This is a genomic window from Streptomyces mirabilis, assembly GCF_039503195.1.
GTDB lineage: Bacteria > Actinomycetota > Actinomycetes > Streptomycetales > Streptomycetaceae > Streptomyces > Streptomyces mirabilis_D.
On the sequence record NZ_JBCJKP010000001.1, the window covers coordinates 7,707,287 to 7,725,797 of the forward strand.

The 18,511-nt window shown below is 69.4% G+C and carries 6 protein-coding genes; 3 read left to right on the forward strand and 3 right to left on the reverse strand.

Features of this window, described 5'->3' with window-relative positions:
• The first annotated feature begins 176 nt into the window (after positions 1-176).
• Positions 177-2,891, forward strand: a complete 2,715-nt coding sequence (gene acnA / locus AAFF41_RS35170) for an aconitate hydratase AcnA (protein WP_319748536.1) — start codon at positions 177-179, stop codon at positions 2,889-2,891.
• 78 nt (positions 2,892-2,969) lie between these two features.
• Here the strand turns inward: acnA and AAFF41_RS35175 are convergent, their stop codons facing one another.
• Together AAFF41_RS35175 and AAFF41_RS35180 are read right to left on the reverse strand one after the other, a co-directional pair.
• A complete protein-coding gene (locus AAFF41_RS35175) occupies positions 2,970-3,971 on the reverse strand; it encodes a response regulator transcription factor (RefSeq protein WP_319748537.1) in 1,002 nt (333 codons plus the stop codon).
• A 58-nt stretch (positions 3,972-4,029) separates the two neighbouring features.
• Complete coding sequence (locus AAFF41_RS35180) at positions 4,030-7,692, reverse strand: S8 family serine peptidase (protein ID WP_343325189.1); 3,663 nt, start codon at positions 7,690-7,692, stop codon at positions 4,030-4,032.
• A 603-nt stretch (positions 7,693-8,295) separates the two neighbouring features.
• Here AAFF41_RS35180 and AAFF41_RS35185 point away from each other — a divergent pair.
• A complete protein-coding gene (locus tag AAFF41_RS35185; RefSeq protein WP_343325190.1) occupies positions 8,296-9,837 on the forward strand; it encodes a sensor histidine kinase in 1,542 nt (513 codons plus the stop codon).
• A 1,309-nt stretch (positions 9,838-11,146) separates the two neighbouring features.
• Positions 11,147-14,428: a GH92 family glycosyl hydrolase gene (locus tag AAFF41_RS35190; protein ID WP_343325191.1), complete on the forward strand. Its 3,282-nt coding sequence runs from the start codon at positions 11,147-11,149 to the stop codon at positions 14,426-14,428.
• 68 nt (positions 14,429-14,496) lie between these two features.
• Here AAFF41_RS35190 and AAFF41_RS35195 read toward each other — a convergent pair whose 3' ends face one another.
• Positions 14,497-18,258: a GH92 family glycosyl hydrolase gene (locus AAFF41_RS35195; RefSeq protein WP_319748540.1), complete on the reverse strand. Its 3,762-nt coding sequence runs from the start codon at positions 18,256-18,258 to the stop codon at positions 14,497-14,499.
• Between the last annotated feature and the right edge of the window lie 253 nt (positions 18,259-18,511).

The window sequence follows — 18,511 nt, forward strand, 5'->3', positions numbered from 1 at the left end:
CCCATGTACTAGAGTTATCTCGACATCGAGATATCTGCCGAGGTGCACCGCAGCCGCACGCAGTCATCAGGTCTGACGGTAAGGCTTACCTAACTTAGCCTTACCTTAGCGGATCGGCCAAGACGTCGTGGCGGCAGGATGCGGTGGGAACGCGCACATCAATGAAGGAGACTGTCGTGTCGGCGAACAGCTTCGACGCCCGCAGCACGCTGCAGGTGGGCGACGAGTCGTACGAGATCTTCCGGCTGGACAAGGTGGAAGGCTCGGCTCGCCTTCCGTACAGCCTGAAGGTGCTGCTGGAGAACCTGCTCCGCACCGAGGACGGCGCGAACATCACCGCCGACCACATCCGGTCGATCGGCAACTGGGACTCCCAGGCGCAGCCCAGCCAGGAGATCCAGTTCACGCCCGCCCGCGTGATCATGCAGGACTTCACCGGCGTGCCCTGTGTCGTCGACCTCGCCACCATGCGTGAGGCCGTCAAGGAGCTCGGCGGAGACCCGGCGAAGATCAACCCGCTGGCCCCGGCCGAGCTGGTCATCGACCACTCCGTCATCGCCGACAAGTTCGGCACCAACGACGCGTTCGCGCAGAACGTCGAGCTGGAGTACGGCCGCAACAGGGAGCGCTACCAGTTCCTGCGCTGGGGCCAGACCGCCTTCGACGAGTTCAAGGTCGTCCCGCCGGGCACCGGCATCGTCCACCAGGTGAACATCGAGCACCTGGCGCGCACGGTCATGGTCCGTAACGGCCAGGCGTACCCCGACACGCTCGTCGGCACCGACTCGCACACCACCATGGTCAACGGCCTCGGTGTGCTCGGCTGGGGCGTCGGCGGCATCGAGGCCGAGGCCGCGATGCTCGGCCAGCCGGTCTCCATGCTCATCCCGCGCGTCGTCGGCTTCAAGCTGACCGGTGAGCTCACCCCCGGCACCACCGCCACCGACCTGGTGCTCACGATCACCGAGATGCTGCGCAAGCACGGCGTCGTCGGCAAGTTCGTCGAGTTCTACGGCGAGGGCGTCGCCGCCACCTCGCTGGCCAACCGCGCCACCATCGGCAACATGTCGCCGGAGTTCGGCTCGACGGCCGCGATCTTCCCGATCGACGCAGAAACGATCAAGTACCTCAAGCTGACCGGCCGCAGCGAGCAGCAGCTCGCGCTCGTCGAGGCGTACGCCAAGGAGCAGGGCCTCTGGCTCGACCCGGCCGCCGAGCCCGACTTCTCCGAGAAGCTGGAGCTGGACCTCTCGACGGTCGTCCCGTCGATCGCCGGCCCGAAGCGCCCGCAGGACCGGATCGTCCTGGCCAACGCCGCGCAGCAGTTCGCACAGGACGTGCGCAACTACGTCGACGAGGACGACGAGGCGGGCAAGGAGTCCTTCCCGGCCTCCGACTCCCCGGCCACCGCCAACGGCGTACCGACCCGTCCGACCACGGTCACCGCCCCCGACGGCTCGACCTACGAGATCGACCACGGCGCGGTGACGGTCGCGGCCATCACCTCCTGCACCAACACCTCGAACCCGTACGTCATGGTCGCCGCCGCGCTGGTGGCCAAGAAGGCGGTCGAGAAGGGCCTGACCCGCAAGCCGTGGGTCAAGACCACCCTCGCCCCGGGCTCCAAGGTCGTCACCGACTACTTCGACAAGGCGGGGCTCACCCCCTACCTCGACAAGGTCGGCTTCAACCTCGTCGGCTACGGCTGCACCACCTGCATCGGCAACTCCGGCCCGCTGCCGGAGGAGGTCTCCAAGGCCGTCAACGACCACGACCTCGCCGTCACCTCGGTCCTCTCCGGCAACCGGAACTTCGAGGGCCGCATCAACCCCGACGTCAAGATGAACTACCTGGCCTCCCCGCCGCTGGTCGTCGCGTACGCGCTCGCGGGCTCCATGAAGGTGGACATCACCAAGGACGCGCTGGGCATCGACCAGGACGGCAAGCCGGTCTACCTGGCCGACATCTGGCCCTCCGAGGCCGAGGTCAACGACGTCGTGGCGAACGCCATCGGCGAGGACATGTTCAACAAGTCCTACAAGGATGTCTTCGCGGGCGACGCCCAGTGGCAGGCGCTGCCGATCCCGACCGGCAACACCTTCGAGTGGGACCCGCAGTCCACCTACGTCCGCAAGCCCCCGTACTTCGAGGGCATGGCGCACGAGCCGTCCCCGGTCACCGACATCGCCGGTGCCCGTGTGCTCGCCAAGCTGGGCGACTCGGTCACCACCGACCACATCTCCCCGGCCGGCGCCATCAAGGCCGACACCCCGGCCGGCAAGTACCTCACCGAGCACGGTGTGGAGCGTCGTGACTTCAACTCCTACGGCTCGCGCCGAGGCAACCACGAGGTCATGATCCGCGGCACGTTCGCCAACATCCGCCTGCGCAACCAGATCGCGCCGGGCACGGAGGGCGGCTACACCCGCGACTTCACCGTCGAGGGCGCGCCCGTCGCGTTCATCTACGACGCCTCGCGCAACTACATCGAGCAGGGCACCCCGCTGGTCATCCTGGCCGGCAAGGAGTACGGCTCCGGCTCGTCCCGCGACTGGGCCGCCAAAGGCACCGCGCTCCTCGGCGTCAAGGCCGTCATCGCCGAGTCGTACGAGCGCATCCACCGCTCCAACCTCATCGGCATGGGCGTCCTGCCGCTCCAGTTCCCGGAGGGCGCCACCGCCGAGACCCTCGGCCTCACCGGCGAGGAGACCTTCTCCTTCACCGGCGTCGAGGAGCTCAACAACGGCACCACCCCGCGCACGGTGAAGGTCACCACCGACACCGGCGTCGAGTTCGACGCGGTCGTCCGCATCGACACCCCCGGCGAGGCGGACTACTACCGCAACGGCGGCATCATGCAGTACGTGCTGCGCAACCTGATCCGCAAGTAGGCGATCCGGTACGGCGGCCGGGCCGCACTCCTCTTCGGAGGGGTGCGGCCCTTCGCATGCGACGGCATGCCCGGGCGCCTACACCCAGCCGCGCTGCGCCGCCCGCATCCCCAGCTGGAAACGGCTCGCCGCGCCCAGCCGCTCCTGCAGATCGCTCACCCGGCGGCGCAGTGTCCGCAGGCTCACCCCCAGGTGACGGGCGACCGCCTCGTCCTTCATCCCGGCGGCCAGCAGCCGGGTCAACGTCCGCTCGTCCTCGGTGAGTTCACCGTCGGAGACCGGCTGGCCGAGCGGGGTCGCCTGCTGCCAGGCCAGCTCGAAGAGCTTCTGCAAGGCCTCGGTGACCGCCGAGTGCCACACCACGACGGCACAGTAGCCGCCGGCCACGGAGGCGGTCAGCGGCAGCAGCGCGCGGCATCCGTCGACCACCAGCAGCTTGAGCGGCACGGTCGGCAACACCCGGGCCTGCTCGCCGAGTTCGACCATACTCAGGGCGCGGGACAGGACCTTCGGATCCTCCAGGCCGGTCGCCGCGTAGATCCCCCGAGAGACGATTCCGCGGCTGAGCAGATCGGCCTGGAGATCCACCTGAGGAGCGGGCGGGGCGAGATACGGCGGTGTGTCGAAAAGGCACACCTCGTGCTCGGCGCGCGCGTACATCTCCTCCAGGCGTGCCGCGATGGCGCCCTCGCCGGAGGCCACCTCGACCAGCCGGGACGGCTCCTCGCGAAGCAGCCCCGCCTCGTACGCGGTCGCCATCTCCTCGGCGGTGGCGGCCAGCAGTTCGGACTCCGTCTCGCGCCGCCGGATCAGCGCGCGGATCGCCACCCGGGGGTCGACCGCCCGTAACCCGCCCATGGAGTCCGGTGGTTGCAACAGCCCGAGCGTGAGCAGCCGGTTGCAGGCCTCGCGGACCCGGGCCGGGGAGGCACCGGTCAGCAGCGCCCAGCCGGCCGCGCCGGCGTCGGGCTGGTTGAGGATTGCCTGGTACAGCACCTCGTCGAACGCGGAGACCCCCACCGCGGCCCAGGGGCTCGCGGCAGGGGTCTCCCTTGCCGTGTCGTATGCCGTGTTCACCATGGCCCGGCACGGTAGACGATCTTTGTTAAGGCTTTCCGCAACGTTTGGCTACGGTCGTCTACTTCAGGCCGAACGCCCGTACGACCGTCTGGTCGACGATGTTGCCGTCCCGGTCGCCGGCCCGTACGCGCAGCGACACGAACCGGGCGTCCTTCTTCGGGTGCTTCAGCTCCGCCTTGCCGTGCTTGACCTTCACTTCCTTCCACGAGGTGCCGTCGTCGTACGAGACCCAGGCCTTCAGGGAACTGGCGGTGACGCCGCCCGACTGGTTCCGGACGGAGAGGCCGAGCTTCGACGTGTGTCCGGCCTCAGCACTGTTGAGAAGGTTGAGCCCGGCCACGTCGTAGTCGACCGAGAGCAGCCCGAGCGCCGTCTGCTGGTCCGTGTGCGCCGAGGCGAAGGACCATTCGGTGTGGGTGGCGGTGGAGTACGCCGCCCAGTCGGCCGTGCGCTGCGTGTCGACCACGAGGCGGTACGAGGACTTCGCCGCCGGCGCGGTGAACGTACCGTAGCCGCCGAGTGCGGTGTCGCCGATCAGTTGCCCGTCCGCGTACAGCTTGCCCTTCGCGGTGTCCAGAACGTTGTCCGCGTATCCGTAGTGGCCCGGTGTGGCATCGCTCAACTCCGGTACGCGGACGGTGAGTTTGTCACCGGTGCGCTGGGAGAGGCCGGCCTGCTGAGCGGTCGCCGGGCGGACGACCTGGCCCAGCCAGTCCTCGGTGGGTTGCTTGCCCGCCTTGTCGAAGGTCCGCACGGGACCCCACTGAGGCTGGTTCGCCTTCCAGTTGGGATAGACGGCGTGCCAGATCCGATTGTCGGAGACGTTGTAGTACTCGGTGCGCTCCGTGCCGAGCCGCACGTTGGTGGTGGTCGCGATGTCGGCACTCTGCCAGGGGCGGTACCGGTACACGGCGTCCTTGCCGACATCCCCGGCCCCGGCTCCGCGGTAACGAACCGTCTGCTTCACCGTGTTGGAGCTGTTCAGGTTGTACGTCTGGTTCGCCGAGATGGCTCCCACCTGCGGGAACATCACGTTGTACACATACGGACTGACGGGAGTGCCGGCCAGCTTCAGCTTGACCTTCTTCCCGCTCTTCAGCAGGGCGCCGAGCTTCGCGCCGTCCTCGCCGGTGGCGAGCATCAGCGGGACAGTCATGCTCTGCACGGAGCCGAGCCAGTATCCGGGCGTCTCGCGGTAGGCGAGGACGTAACCGGCCCCGGCCGCGGTCGCGTTGGCCAGCGCCTCGTCCGCCGTCGCACCGGCGCCCACCCGGACGACCGCCACCTTGCCCTTGACGTCGAGTCCCTTGAAGTCGGCCGCGGTTCCGGCGCCCGCGTCCACCGCCCGCACCGTGTGATCACCGCTGACCTTCACGGGGAGGCCGCTGTACGTCTGCGCGTAGTCGAGGGGCAGCGCGTACTTCTCCGGGCCGGTGACGCTCGCCGTCAGCTCCTTGGCGTACAGCCGGAACTTCGAGGAGAACTCGAACATGCCCTGGGTGACCTTCTCGGTGGGCGCCACATAGATGTGGTCGGTCCACCAGCCCTGGCTGTAGGTCACCCCGAAGGCAGTGCCCGGGCCTTCCCGGTGCCAGTTGGTGCTGAAGCCCTGGAACTCGGAGTCCTCCTTGGTCTTCGGCTTGATCTCCACCGCCTTGCGGGCGTCGAGGACGACCTCGGTGTCACGGGCGACCTTGATCTCCGGATCGCCGACGACCGAGGTGTTGACCTCCAGTCCGGCCGCGTCCCGCTGCGAGATCCAGGACGCCGTGGAGTACGTACCGGCCGGCACCTTGAAGGTGTAGCCGCTGCCGATGAACCCGTAGGTGTCGGGATACGCGCCGTTCAGCTCCTGCAGCATGAAGATCGACGAAGACTTGGTCGGCTTGCCGTCACGGCCCAGCAGCGACACCTTCAGGTCGTAGGTCTTCGGCAGCTTCTCGAAGCCGATGGCCGTGGTGACGAGGATGCCGTCGGCGCTCGCGGTGATGTGGCCCGTGTACCGGCCCGTCGCCTCCTTCGCCGGGTCGACCGTGACCGCGACGGTGGCGGTGGCCTTCGCCGGGACGGTCACCGTGTCCGCGTTCAGTGTGGCGTCGCGAAGTGACGAGGACACCTTCAACTCCACCGCTTTGTCCGTGGTGTTGGTGTACGTGATGTCCTTGTCGGCGGCCTCGGTGTCGGTCTCCTCGTACTTGCCGAAGCTCAGCGTCGGCGTCGCGAAGACGCCCTGGTTGACGGCCCGTACGGCGTCGACCCGGCCGTCGCCCTGCTCGAAGACGTCGGCGTCCGGCATGGTCTTCGCCGTGGTCGCCAGCGCCTGCTTGATCTGCTGGCCCGTCCAGTCGGGGTGGGCCTGGGCGACCAGCGCCGCGGCGCCCGCGACATGCGGGGTGGCCATCGACGTACCGCTCGCCGTCGTGTAGTAGTCGTCGACCGGCGTACCACCAGGCATGCTGGTGCCCGCGGCGCGGGCCGCGGTGATGGCCACGCCGGGCGCGGTGATCTCCGGCTTGACCGCGTAGTCACCGGCGCGCGGACCGCGGCTGGAGAACGAGGCCAGCTTGTCGGACTTGTCCACGGCGCCCACTGTCAGCGCGGAGTCGGCGATGCCCGGGGTGCCGACGGTCTGCTCGGACGGGCCGGAGTTGCCCGCCGCGATCACGAAGAGGGTGCTGGTGGACTCGGACAGCTTGTCGACGGTCTCGCTCAGGATGTCGGAGGGGCCGGTGGCGTCACCGCCCAGCGACATCGACACGATCTTCGCGCCGGATTTGGCCGCCCACTCCATGCCCGCGATGATCCAGGAGTCCTGGCCGTGGCCGGTGGTGTCGAGCACCTTGCCCACCGCCAGTTCCGCGCCCGGCGCCACGCCCTTGTAGCGGCCGCCCGAGGCCGCGCCCGATCCGACGATGGTGGAGGCCACGTGCGTTCCGTGGCCGAATCCGTCCTGCACCCCCTCGTCGGGCACGAAGCTCTGGGACTCCGCGATCTTGCCCGCGAGGTCGGGGTGTCCGGTGTCCACGCCGGTGTCCAGGACGGCGACCTTGATGCCCTTGCCGTCGTAGCCCGACTTCCACACCTCGGGTGCGCCGATCTGCGGCACGCTGACGTCGAGGGACGCCTGTACCTTGCCGTCGAGCCAGATCTTGTCGATGCCCTCGCCGAGTTGCTTGGCGGCCTTGGTGGTCGGTTCGGTGCCGAGAGCGGGGGCGATGTCGGCCCAGAAGGAGGTCGACTTCTTCGCGCTCAGCGCGGCCCCGTCGATCGCGGGCAGCTTGAGCGTCCGGCGTGCGCCGTCGGGGGTCGCGCTGCCGCTCTTGTACGTCGCGATCACCGGGGTGGTGCCGGTCTTCGCGTCCGTGTATCCCTGCTTCACCAGCTGGGTGACGTTGAACAGGGCCGGGTCGAGACGGCCCGCCTTCACCAGCGGGATCGCGTCCGCCGGCAGGACACTGACCTCGCCGTCGCGCTCGGTCGACAGGAAGGTGGCGGCCTCACGGCCCTTGCCGCGCTGGATGTCGACGGCATATTTTCCGTCCGGTCCGGCGGTGAGCGACACGGTGTCGCCGGTGATGAGGGTGACGGTCCGGGTGGTGCCCTGCGCCGTGCCCGGTGGGGTGTCGGGCGAGGGGGTCGGGGCCGCTGCCGAGGGGGCGATCGCACCCGCGAGCAGAGCGGCGGCGCCTGTCATGGCCCAGAGGGCGTGGAGTCTTCGCATCTGTGGGCTTTTCCTTCCCTTGAGAGACCTGGTGAGGTCTGGACCACTGTGCGGGCCGGGAGAGAAGAGGCTCAAGGGATTCCTGTGGCCGAGGGGTGCCAATGCCCCCTTCGGCCAGGGGGGTTGAGAACCGCCGGTTCCTCCCGGGAGGCCCTTCGCACGGCTGCGGCACAGTCGGAACACGGGGTTCTCCCAGCGAACCGGGACAGGATCGTCATATGTCTGGCACCCGGAGCGAACGTCTCCACGTCACACGCGCCCCCGGCGACCCCGCCCGTGGCGAACGCACCGGTGGCCACCGCGTCCCCGGTGAGCGTGTCCTCGGGGACGGCGGCGGCGACGGCGACGGGGCCCGCGTGCGCGGCGAGCGTGACGGCGGCGACCGCCCCCGTGTCGGACGTGACGGTGGCGGGTACCTCCGCGGGGACCGCCTCGCACAATCAGGCGAAACCGGCACATGGCATGGCGCCGGCAGACGACGAACGACTACGGATATCCAAGGAACCACGTGAGCCTGCGCCGGAAGATCGACAAAGGGCGGGCATCGACGATGCACGCCGTGTGTGGGGTGGGGTACGCGATCCGGCCGGTGGAGGACGGGAGATGAGCCCCCGACGGACCCGGCTCTTCGGACGCTCCCCTCGGACCGGGTGTTCGCTGCGGACGCGACTGTTCCTCTTCGTCAGCGCCACCCTCGTCGCCGTCTGCGCCGCCATGGCCCTCACCACCGTCTTCGCCCAACGCTCCTACCTGCTCGGCAACCTGGACCAGCGCGTCACCGACGCCGCCGAGCGCAGCCAGGGCGGCCTCCAGCGCCGCAGCAGCGACGCCACGGACCTGGGGTTCCTCAACGAACGGGGACAGGCCGTCGGCACCCTCGCCGCCCGGTTCGACGAGGACGGGGGCATCCTCGCCGCCGAGGTCGTCACCCACGACGGCGGCCGGAAGACCCTGACCGCCGTCCAGCGCGCCGCCCTCGACCGCATCACCACCGACGGCTCCCTGCACACCCGTACCGTCCCGGGCCTCGGCAGCTACCGGGTGACCGCTCTCGGCGGCGACGGCGTCTCCGTCCTTACCGGGCTTCCCATGGCAGACGTACAGGACATGATCGGTCGCCTGATCGCGGTCGAGGCCGTCGTGGCCGCCGTCGGCCTCACCGTGGCGGGCTGCGTCTGCGCCGTCGTCATACGGCGCCAACTGCGCCCCCTCGGACGGGTCGCCGCCATCGCCGTCGCGGTCTCCCGCTCCCCGCTGGGCCACGGCGAGGTCACCAGACTGATCCGGGTCCCCGAACGCGACACCGACCCCGGCAGCGAGGCCGGTCAGGTCGGTGCCGCCCTCAACCGCATGATCGACCACGTCGAGTCCTCGCTCGCCGAACGTCGGCGTGGCGAGGAGGAGATGCGCCGCAGCGAGGAACGCATGCGCCGCTTCCTCGCCGACGCCGGCCATGAACTCCGTACCCCTCTCGCCTCCATCGCCGGATACGCGGAACTGATGAACCGCGGCACCGAACGGATCGAACCGACCCTGGCCTGGCGCCGGGTCTCCGCCGAGTCGGCCCGGATGACCGGCCTCGTCGAGGACCTGCTGCTGCTCGCCCGGCTGGACGAGGGCCGGCCGCTGCACGCGGCCGAGGTGGACCTCGCGGCACTGGTCGCCGAGGCGGTGTGGGACGCGCGAGCCGCCGGGGACACCCACAACTGGCAGCTGGCGCTGCTGGTGGACACCCCGGCCCTGGTCGTCGGCGACGAGGCACGGCTCCACCAGGTGGTGGTCAACTTGTTGGCCAACGCCCGTGTGCATACGCCTGTTGGTACGACCGTGGTCGCCTCGGTGGAGGCCACGGACGCATCCTGCACGATCCGCGTGCGCGACGACGGCCCCGGTATCCCGCAGCATCTGCTCCCGTCCGTCTTCGAACGCTTCACCCGGGGCGACGCCTCGCGCTCCCGCGGCAACCCGACTGAGGGCGGCTCCGGCCTCGGACTCGCCATCGCTGAGGCGGTCACCGCCGCCCACGGCGGTCGCATCCGCGTGGAGAGCGCCCCAGGTCGTACGGAGTTCACGCTCGAACTGCCCCCGGCCGACAGCATCAGGACCCCGGACCCGGCGCCCACTCCGGCGCCCGCGTCGGCCTGAAGCCCGACCACCCTCCGCGCCGCCCCTCGGCGACCTTGTGTTGCCTGTGCGGCCTGTGCGTGAGCCATGAAGGTCAACGAAATTGTTGACACTTCCTTCGGTGGCGACATACGTTCGCACGCGCTGGATCGGGCATCAGGTCACGGTGTGCGCCAAGCGCGGGTGACGGAACAACGGCCCGCCCCGGCGCCCGGAAGGGAGCGGTTCGTTGTCGTCGGCCAGGCCCTCCCTCCGCCGCACTTCGGGTTCACCTCGGGCTGCTCCCCCGGAGTCGTGTGCGCCCAGCCATCCGTCCCGGACGTGCCCACGACGAAGGGATCCAGCGACGATGACCGAGCTCGGCAGCGGGGACACCGGGGAGCGCGCGGCAATGGAGCCGCAGTCGCAGACGGGCAGTTCGGGGCAGGGCGGCGGCGCGACCCAGGAGCACGTCCACTCCCTCATCCGCACGCCCAACGGCAACGACTACGGGAGGGAGCTTCTTCGACAGCACTGTCTGACGTCACCCCACCTCGGTGACGTGACCGACTCGGGTGGTCTCTCAGTCATAGGAAAATCGGTACCTGAGTGGTTTCTCCGTCATGGCGAGGGCCGCACCCGTTGTCAGGGGATGTGGCCCTCGTGCGTGAAGCGCTTACATGTGAAGCGCTTACACGTGAAGCGTTTACAGAGGTGGTCGTGCGCGCTAACGTCCACATGAGGTGGGAGCGCTCCCATGCGGCGGACCGGAACCCGCCGGGAGTTGCTCCCGCCTCACCTCGCATTCCCGCGACATCGAGCGAAGGACCTTCCTGTGCCGGCAGGACGGGCTGACCGACACCGGTGAGATCAAACCGGTGAACCCGGCCTGCACGGGAGGAGCGCGACCTTCGGGTACGTCGTCTCGGGCTCCGGCGGTGATCCCGCGACCGCGCTTCCCTGCCAGGTCGGTTGAGCGGCTCTGGGCGGACCGGGTGGGTGGTGTGGAACTCACCCGGTCCGCGAGCCCGGGCGGGCGAGGGGGGTGCTGCCCGGGTTGGGGGTCCCCCTGCTCGAGCGCAGCCGAGATTGTGGGGGAGCGTGGCTTGTGACGACCTAGGCGTGCGACAACGTTGTCTGATGGTCTGTACATGACTCTACCGCCTCAACCGACAACGATGTCAAGAGAGTTGGGGGACCACAGCGGGGCGCGTTGCGCCATAGGGGTGTGCGCCGAGCGTGCCTGTGGGGGCGCACGCGGTCTTCCGTGGTACCCGTGGCGCACGTTACTGTCCCTGCGGCTTGTGCGACCTGCGGTGCGCGACCCGTCCGAAGGAGGAGGGGCCGCGTCATGCGTTTCCGTCCGTCATTCGTCCTGCTCGCCGTCGCCCTGGCGGCCGCCGGGATCACCCCCGCCGTCACCCCCGCGGCGGCCGCCACCGCCGCACCCGACCTCGTCCGGGACCCCACCACCTACGTCGACCCGCTCATCGGCACCAAGAACGGCGGCAACGTCTTCCCCGGAGCCGTCGTCCCCTTCGGCATGCTCTCCTGGAGCCCCGAGAACACCCGCGGCGACTCCACCCGGACGGCCGCGCCCGGCGGTTACCAGTACGACGCCACCCGCATCAGGGGCTTCAGCCTCACCCACATGTCCGGCACGGGCTGCGCGGGCGGCAGCGGCGACATCCCCTTCTTCCCGTACGCCGGTGAGGTCACGTCCTCCCCGGCGAGCGACACCAAGGACGCGGTGTACGCGGCCGACTTCGCGCACACCGAGGAGACCGCCGAGCCCGGCCACTACAAGGTCGGCCTCGCCTCCGGCGTCACCGCCGACCTCACCGCGACCGCGCGCACCGGCTCGGGCCGCTTCACCTTCCCCGCCGACAAACCCGCCTCGCTCCTGGTCCGCACTGCGAACTCCGAGGTAGGGTCCACCGATTCGACCCTGAAGATCGACCCGGCGACCCGCACGGTCTCCGGGTCCGTCACCTCCGGGAACTTCTGCGGCTACCTCGACCCCGAAGGTCAACGCGCCTACTACACGCTCTACTTCACCGCCCGCTTCGACCGCGACTTCCAGTCGACCGGCACCTGGCAGGACGACAGGCTGAGCCCGGGGTCCACGGAGGCGAGCGGCGGCACCGGCGGCTTCGGGAACGGCGGCCGTCCCGTCGCGGGCAAGGGCGCTGGCGGCTATGTGGAGTTCGAGCCCGGCGCCGACCCCGTGAACGTCAAGGTCGGCATCTCGTACGTCAGCCAGGCGGGTGCCGCCGCCAACCTCGCGGCCGAGAACCCGCAGTCCCGCTCCTTCGCCTCGGTCCAGGACGCCGCCCATCGGGCCTGGCGCGACCAGCTCGGCGCGATCAGGGTCGGCGGCGGCAGCGACAGCGACCGCACCACCTTCTACACCGCGCTCTACCACGCCCTCCTGCACCCGAACGTCATCAGTGACGCCGACCGCAGGTACCGGGGCCCCGACGACAAGGTCCATGTCGTCGGCCGTGGCCACCGGGCCCAGTACGGCACCTTCTCCGGCTGGGACGTCTACCGCTCCCAGGTCCAGCTGCTGACCCTGCTCAGCCCGGACACCGGCTCCGACATCGCGCAGTCGTTGCTCGAACTCGCCCGGCAGAACGGCGGCGTCTGGGACCGCTGGCTGCACGGCGCGAGCGGCACCCATGTCATGAACGGCGACCCGTCCCCGACCGCGCTCGCCGGCATCCGGGCCTTCGGCGGCACCGACTTCGACCTGCGCGGCGCGCTGGACTCGCTGGTCAGGGCGGCGACCGTGCCGACCGAGGGCGACCTCTCCTCCTCGGGCAAGCCGGTCCTGTCCGTCGGACAGCGGCCGTCGCTCGACAAGTACCTCAAGCAGCACTACATGCCGTCCGTGTCCAACGCCTGGGGCGGCGCGGCCGAGACCCTCGAGATGTCCGGCGCGGACTTCGCGCTCTCCCAGCTCGCCACGGCGGCCGGGAAGAAGCAGACGGCCGCCGACTTCGCCCAGCGCTCCCAGTGGTGGCAGAACAACTTCAACATCGCGGCCGACCCGAGCGGTGGCTACGTCGCGGGCCGCAAGGCGGACGGCAGCTGGGTCACCGGCTTCACCCCGGCGACCGGCAACGGATTCGTGGAGGGTACGGCCGCCCAGTACACCTGGATGGTGCAGCACAACCCGGCCGGGCTCTTCGCCGCGATGGGCGGCCGGGACAAGGCACTCGACCGCCTCGACACCTTCTTCCACAACGCCGACGGCAGCTGGGCCCTCACGGGCAACGGCGGCGACAAGTCGGAGCTGGACAACGAGCCCTCGATCAACGTGCCCTACCTGTACGCCTACGCGGGCGCGCCCTGCAGGACGCAGGAGACCGTCCGCGCCGCGATGACGGGGTTGTGGTCGACCCAGCCGGGCGGCATCCCCGGGAACGACGACCTGGGGGAGATGTCGTCCTGGTACGTCTTCTCCGCGCTCGGCATGTATCCGCAGGTCCCCTCCCGCGCCGAACTCGTCCTCGCCTCACCGCTGTTCACCCGGGTGGAGATCAACCGGCCCGGCGGCAACGACATCGAGATCCACGCGAACGGCGCCGCCGCCGACGCCCCGTACGTGCAGTCGCTGAAGGTCGACGGCCGTACCAGCGACCGCCCTTGGCTCCCCGCCTCCTTCGTCCGCGACGGCGGCACGCTCGACTACATCCTCTCCGGCACCCCGAACCGCACCTGGGGCAGTGACCCGGCGGCCGCCCCGCCGTCCTTCCGCGAGGGCGAGCAGCCGTACCAGATCGGTGTCGGGCCGACCACGGCGACGCTCGCACCCGGCGGCAGCACGAAGCTCGACATCCGTGCCCTCGCGCTGAGCGGCGGCACCGGCCCCGAGGTCCGCTTCAAGGTGGACACCCCGGCCGGCGTGACCGCGACCCCCGCCGAGGGCACCGTGACCGACGGCGCCCAGGAGATCACCCTGTCCGCCGGTGACACCGCCCAGCAGGGCTTCTACGACGTCAAGGTCACCGTGACGTCGGCCGCCACCTCGTACGAACAACCGGTGGCCCTGACCGTCGCGGCGCCCGGCTCCCTCCTGGCCGCCTACAACAACACCGGTGTCTCCGACGACACCGGCGACCACGACGAGGCCGACTACGACGGCGGCGGCTGGAGCTACTCCCGTCAGGCCCTCGCCGCCGCCGGCCTGACCCCCGGCACCCAGGGCACCGTGGACGGCCTCACCTACACCTGGCCCGACTCTCCCACCGGCCGTCCCGACAACGCCTCGGCGACCGCCCAGAGCATCGAACTGGCCCACCCGGCAGACCGGTTGTCCTTCATCGGCAGTGCGGTCAACGGCAACCAGCAGACCCATGCGACCGTCACCTACACCGACGGCAGCACGGACTCCGTCGACCTCTCCTTCACCGACTGGACCGTCGGCGGCGGAGGCGGCACCGTCCAGTACGGCAACGAGACCGTCGCCAGGACCGCGTACCGCAATGTCGCGGGCGCAGACAAGGACCCGGTGGCTGCGTACGTCTTCGCCACCAAGCCCTTCCAGGCCCCGTCCGGGAAGACCGTCAAGAGCGTGCGGCTGCCGGACAACGCGGATCTGCACGTGTTCACCGTCGCGGTGAGCTGAGACCCCGGCCGCACAGCGGGGCGGGCGCGGAGAGTGATCTCCGCGCCCGCCCCGCCCGTATGAGGGTGTCAGCCCAGCAGTTCCACCTCCGCGAGCGTCGCCTCGCTGTCGAGGACCAGGCGGTAGTGCGCGTACGAGCCCGGATGCGCGACCGAGAACACCCGGGTCTGCTTGTCCCAGGTGAAGGACTCGCCGGAGCGCTTGTCGAGGTCGGTCCACGTGGTGCCGTCGGAGGAGCCCTGCAGGACCCAGCCCCCCGGGGCCTTGGTGTGGTCCGCGGACGAGGTCAGGGTGTACTGAACCCCCTTGGCCGCGGTGGACGTCGGCAGGTCGACCGAGGTGACCGTGGCGTCCGTCGCCGAGGTGTTGTCGAAGAGCGCGCCGTCACCCTTGAGGACGTCCGCGCGGGGCGCGGGCACCTTGTCGTCCTGGGTGATCGAAACGGGCGCCGCGTCCTTGCCCGTGCCCCATGAGGACGGCTTGGGGCCCATGTCGAACTCCAGCACGCCACCACGGGAGATGAGCGAGTGGGGGAGCGAAGTCGACGTCCAGCGCGTGCCGTTGAACTTGACGCCCTGCACGTACACGTTCTGCGCGCTGTTCCTCGGCGCCTTGACGACCAGGTCCTTGCCGTTCTCCAGGTGCACGGTCGCCTTGGTGAACAGCGGGGAGCCTATCGCGTATTCGCCGCTGCCCATCACCAGCGGGTAGAAGCCGAGCGAGGAGAAGAGGTACCAGGCGGACTGCTCGCCGTTGTCCTCGTCGCCGTGATAGCCCTGCCCGATCTCGCTGCCGGTGTAGAGGCGGGAGAGGACCTCGCGGATGTTCTTCTGCGTCTTCCAGGGCTGACCCGCCGCGTCGTACATGTAGTTCACGTGGTGGGCCACCTGGTTGGAGTGCCCGTACATGCCCATCCGTACGTCACGCGCCTCGGTCATCTCATGGATGACCCCGCCGTAGGAGCCCACGAAGTCCGGCGAGGCCGTCTCGGGGGTGGCGAAGTACGCGTCGAGCTTCTGGGCCAGCCCGCTCCGGCCGCCGTACAGGTTGGCGAGGCCCCGTGAGTCCTGCGGTGCGGTGAAGGCGTACCCCCAGCCGTTCGTCTCGGTGTAGTCGTAGCCCCACACACGCGGGTCGTACTTCGAGGAGTCGAGACGCCAGTTGCCCTGCGCGTCGCGGCCCTGGAAGAACCCGGCCTTCGAGTCGAAGAGGTTCACGTAGTCCTGGGCCCGGTTGAGGAAGTACGCGGACTCCTCCTGGTAGCGCTTCTTGCCGGTCTTCTTGTAGAGGGCCTGGCCCATCTCGGCGATGCCGTAGTCGTTGACGTAGCCCTCCATCGCCCACGAGAGGCCCTCGCCGGTGGCGGTGCTGGTGTAGCCGAGGAAGGGGGACGTCGACATGCCCTTGCGGCCCACGCCGGAGGCCGGCGGGACGACGGTCGCGTTCTTCAGGGCGGCGTCGTAGGCCGCCTCCGCGTCGAAGTCCACGCCCTTGACGTACGCGTCCGCGAACGCCACGTCCGAGGACGTGCCGGTCATCAGGTCCGCGTACCCGGGGGAGGACCAGCGCGAGGTCCAGCCGCCGTCCTTGTACTGCTGCACGAACCCGTCCACCATCTCACCCGCCTGAGAGGGTGTCAGGAATGAGTACGCCGGCCAGGTCGTCCGATAGGTGTCCCAGAAGCCGTTGTTGACGTACACCTTGCCGTCGACGATCTTCGCACCGGTGTGGGTGGGGGTGTCGGGGCCGGGCATGGCGGAGAACGGCGAGGCGTACTCGTACTTCGAACCGACCTTCTCGAAGCCGGAGTTGGGGTACAGGTAGAGCCGGTACATGCTGGAGTACAGCGTGGTCAGCTGGTCCGGCGTCGCACCCTCGACCTCGACCTTGCCGAACAGCTTGTCCCACGTCTTGCGCGCCCGCTCCTTGACGGTCCCGAACGAGGTGCCGTCGGGGATCTCCTGGCGCAGGTTGTCCTTGGCCTGGTCGATGCTGATGAGGGAGGTCGCCAGGCGCAGGGTGACCGTGTGGTCGGCGCCGGGCTTGAACTTCAGGTATCCCTTGACGCCGGACGAGCCGCTGTCCGTCACCGGCGCGTCGAACACCCCGTAGACGAAGAGCCGGGTCGCACCCGTCGACAGCCCGGACTTCACGTCCGAGTACCCGGTGACGATCCCGTTGTCCTTGTCGAGCGTGAGGCCCGCCTGCTCGGTCACGTTGTCGAAGAGCACGCTCGCGTCCTCACCCGGATAGGTGAAGCGCAGGGCCGCGGCATGGTCGGTGGGCGCCATCTCCGCCTTGAGACCGTTCTCGAAGGTCACCCCGTAGTAGTACGGGCGCGCGGTCTCGTTCTCGTGCCGGAACGCGAGCGCGCGGGCGGTGCGGCCGGTGTCCGGAGTGCCCGAGGCGGCCGAGGGCATCACCTGGAAGGTCTGCCGGTCACCCATCCACGGGCTCGGCTCGTGGCTCGCGCTGAACGCCTCGATGGTCGGCAGGTTGTCCGCGTTGTTCGCTCGCGCGTAGTCGTACAGCCAGCTCAGTGAGCCCGCGTTGGTCACCGGCGTCCAGAAGTTGAAGCCGTGGGGGAGGGCTGTCGCCGGGAAGTTGTTGCCGCGCGAGAAGCCCCCGCTGGAGTTGGTGCCGCGGGTGGTCAGCGCGTAGTCGGCCAGATGCGCCTTGGGCTTCTCGGGAGCCACGGTCTTCAGCGCCACGTCGTCCAGCCAGCCGCGGAACTTCGCCGGGCCCTGCGGGGAGTCGTACGCGAGGAGTATCCGGTCGACGGTCTTCCCGGCCGCGACCGAACCGATCCGCGAGGCGACGTTGTTCCACTGGTTGACGTACAGCCCCTTGGCCGCGCCCTGCCCCTGCGGCGTCAGCGCGAACCCGTGCTGGTCGACCGCGTTCAGGTCACTCAGATAGGTGCCGTCCGTGAACGCCAGGTCCACCGACACGTTCGTGGCGTCGTAGTCCCGGTCGCCGTCCGCCATCGAGGGGAAGATCCGGTAGGACAGCTGGGTGTCGCGCCCGACGCCCACGTTCACGTCGAAGACCTTGTTGTACGAGTACGCCCGGCCGTCCGCCTTGTGGGTACCGGCGTAGCGCAGGGCCCGCTTGCCCGTGAAGCCCGCGCCGGCCTTCGCGGTGGGGGAGCCGCTCGGGCCCCGGTCCACCAGCGAGAGCATGTCCTTGGGCGTCGGGTCGTCGCTCTGCCCCGTGGAGAACTGGACGTCGGCGAGCTGGAGGATGTCGCCGCCGTTGTTCTTGGTGACCTCGAGCCGGAAGTGCTGGTACTCGACGGGGCTCGCGATGTCGTACGACTTCGTCTGGAACCGCTCGCCGAAGGACTCGCCGGAACGGGTGTCGAGGGTCTTCCAGTCCTTGCCGTCCGTGGAGCCCTGGAGGGTCCAGTCCTGGGGGTCGCGCTCGTCGTGGTCGTTGGCCGACGTCAGCGCGTACGTGACCACCTTGACCGGGGCGTCGAAGTCGAACTCCGCCCAGCCGGTCGGCTCGAAGGTCAGCCACTTGGTGCTCGACTCGTCGTCGACGAGGTTCTCCTTCACCTCGCCGCCGCCGGTGTTCTCGCCGCTCGCCCTGACATCCGTGACGTGGTCGGTGACATTGCCGGGGATGCCGCTGCTGTAGCCGCCGTCGACACCCGACGCGCGCTTTGCGCCGTCTGCTCCGGTGTCCACCGTGTTGAGCCAGGTCGGTGCCGGATCGCCTGATTCGAACGAGGAGGCGAACTCGCGATCGGTGGATGCCGTTTGGGCCGGAAGGGCAATCGCCGTGCCCTGCGAGGCCACTACCAGTGAAAGCGCTACCACCCCCATTATCGTTGAGGAACCCCATCTGAGCCGAGCCGGAGAACTCCGTCTGTACCGAGCTCTGTGCTGCATGCGCGAGCACCCTCCCTGGCCATGGACAACGTTGTCAGATTTGCTGCGCAAGGACCAGTAGGGAGTCAAGTTGTCAGTGGTGTCAAGGGTGTTGGATGTGGCGTCCGGGGCGAATATCGTGCGACGAGCTGCGCATTACTCCCATGGTGGGAGATTGGTGCCCTGTCGATCTTCCCCCGGGAAGTCG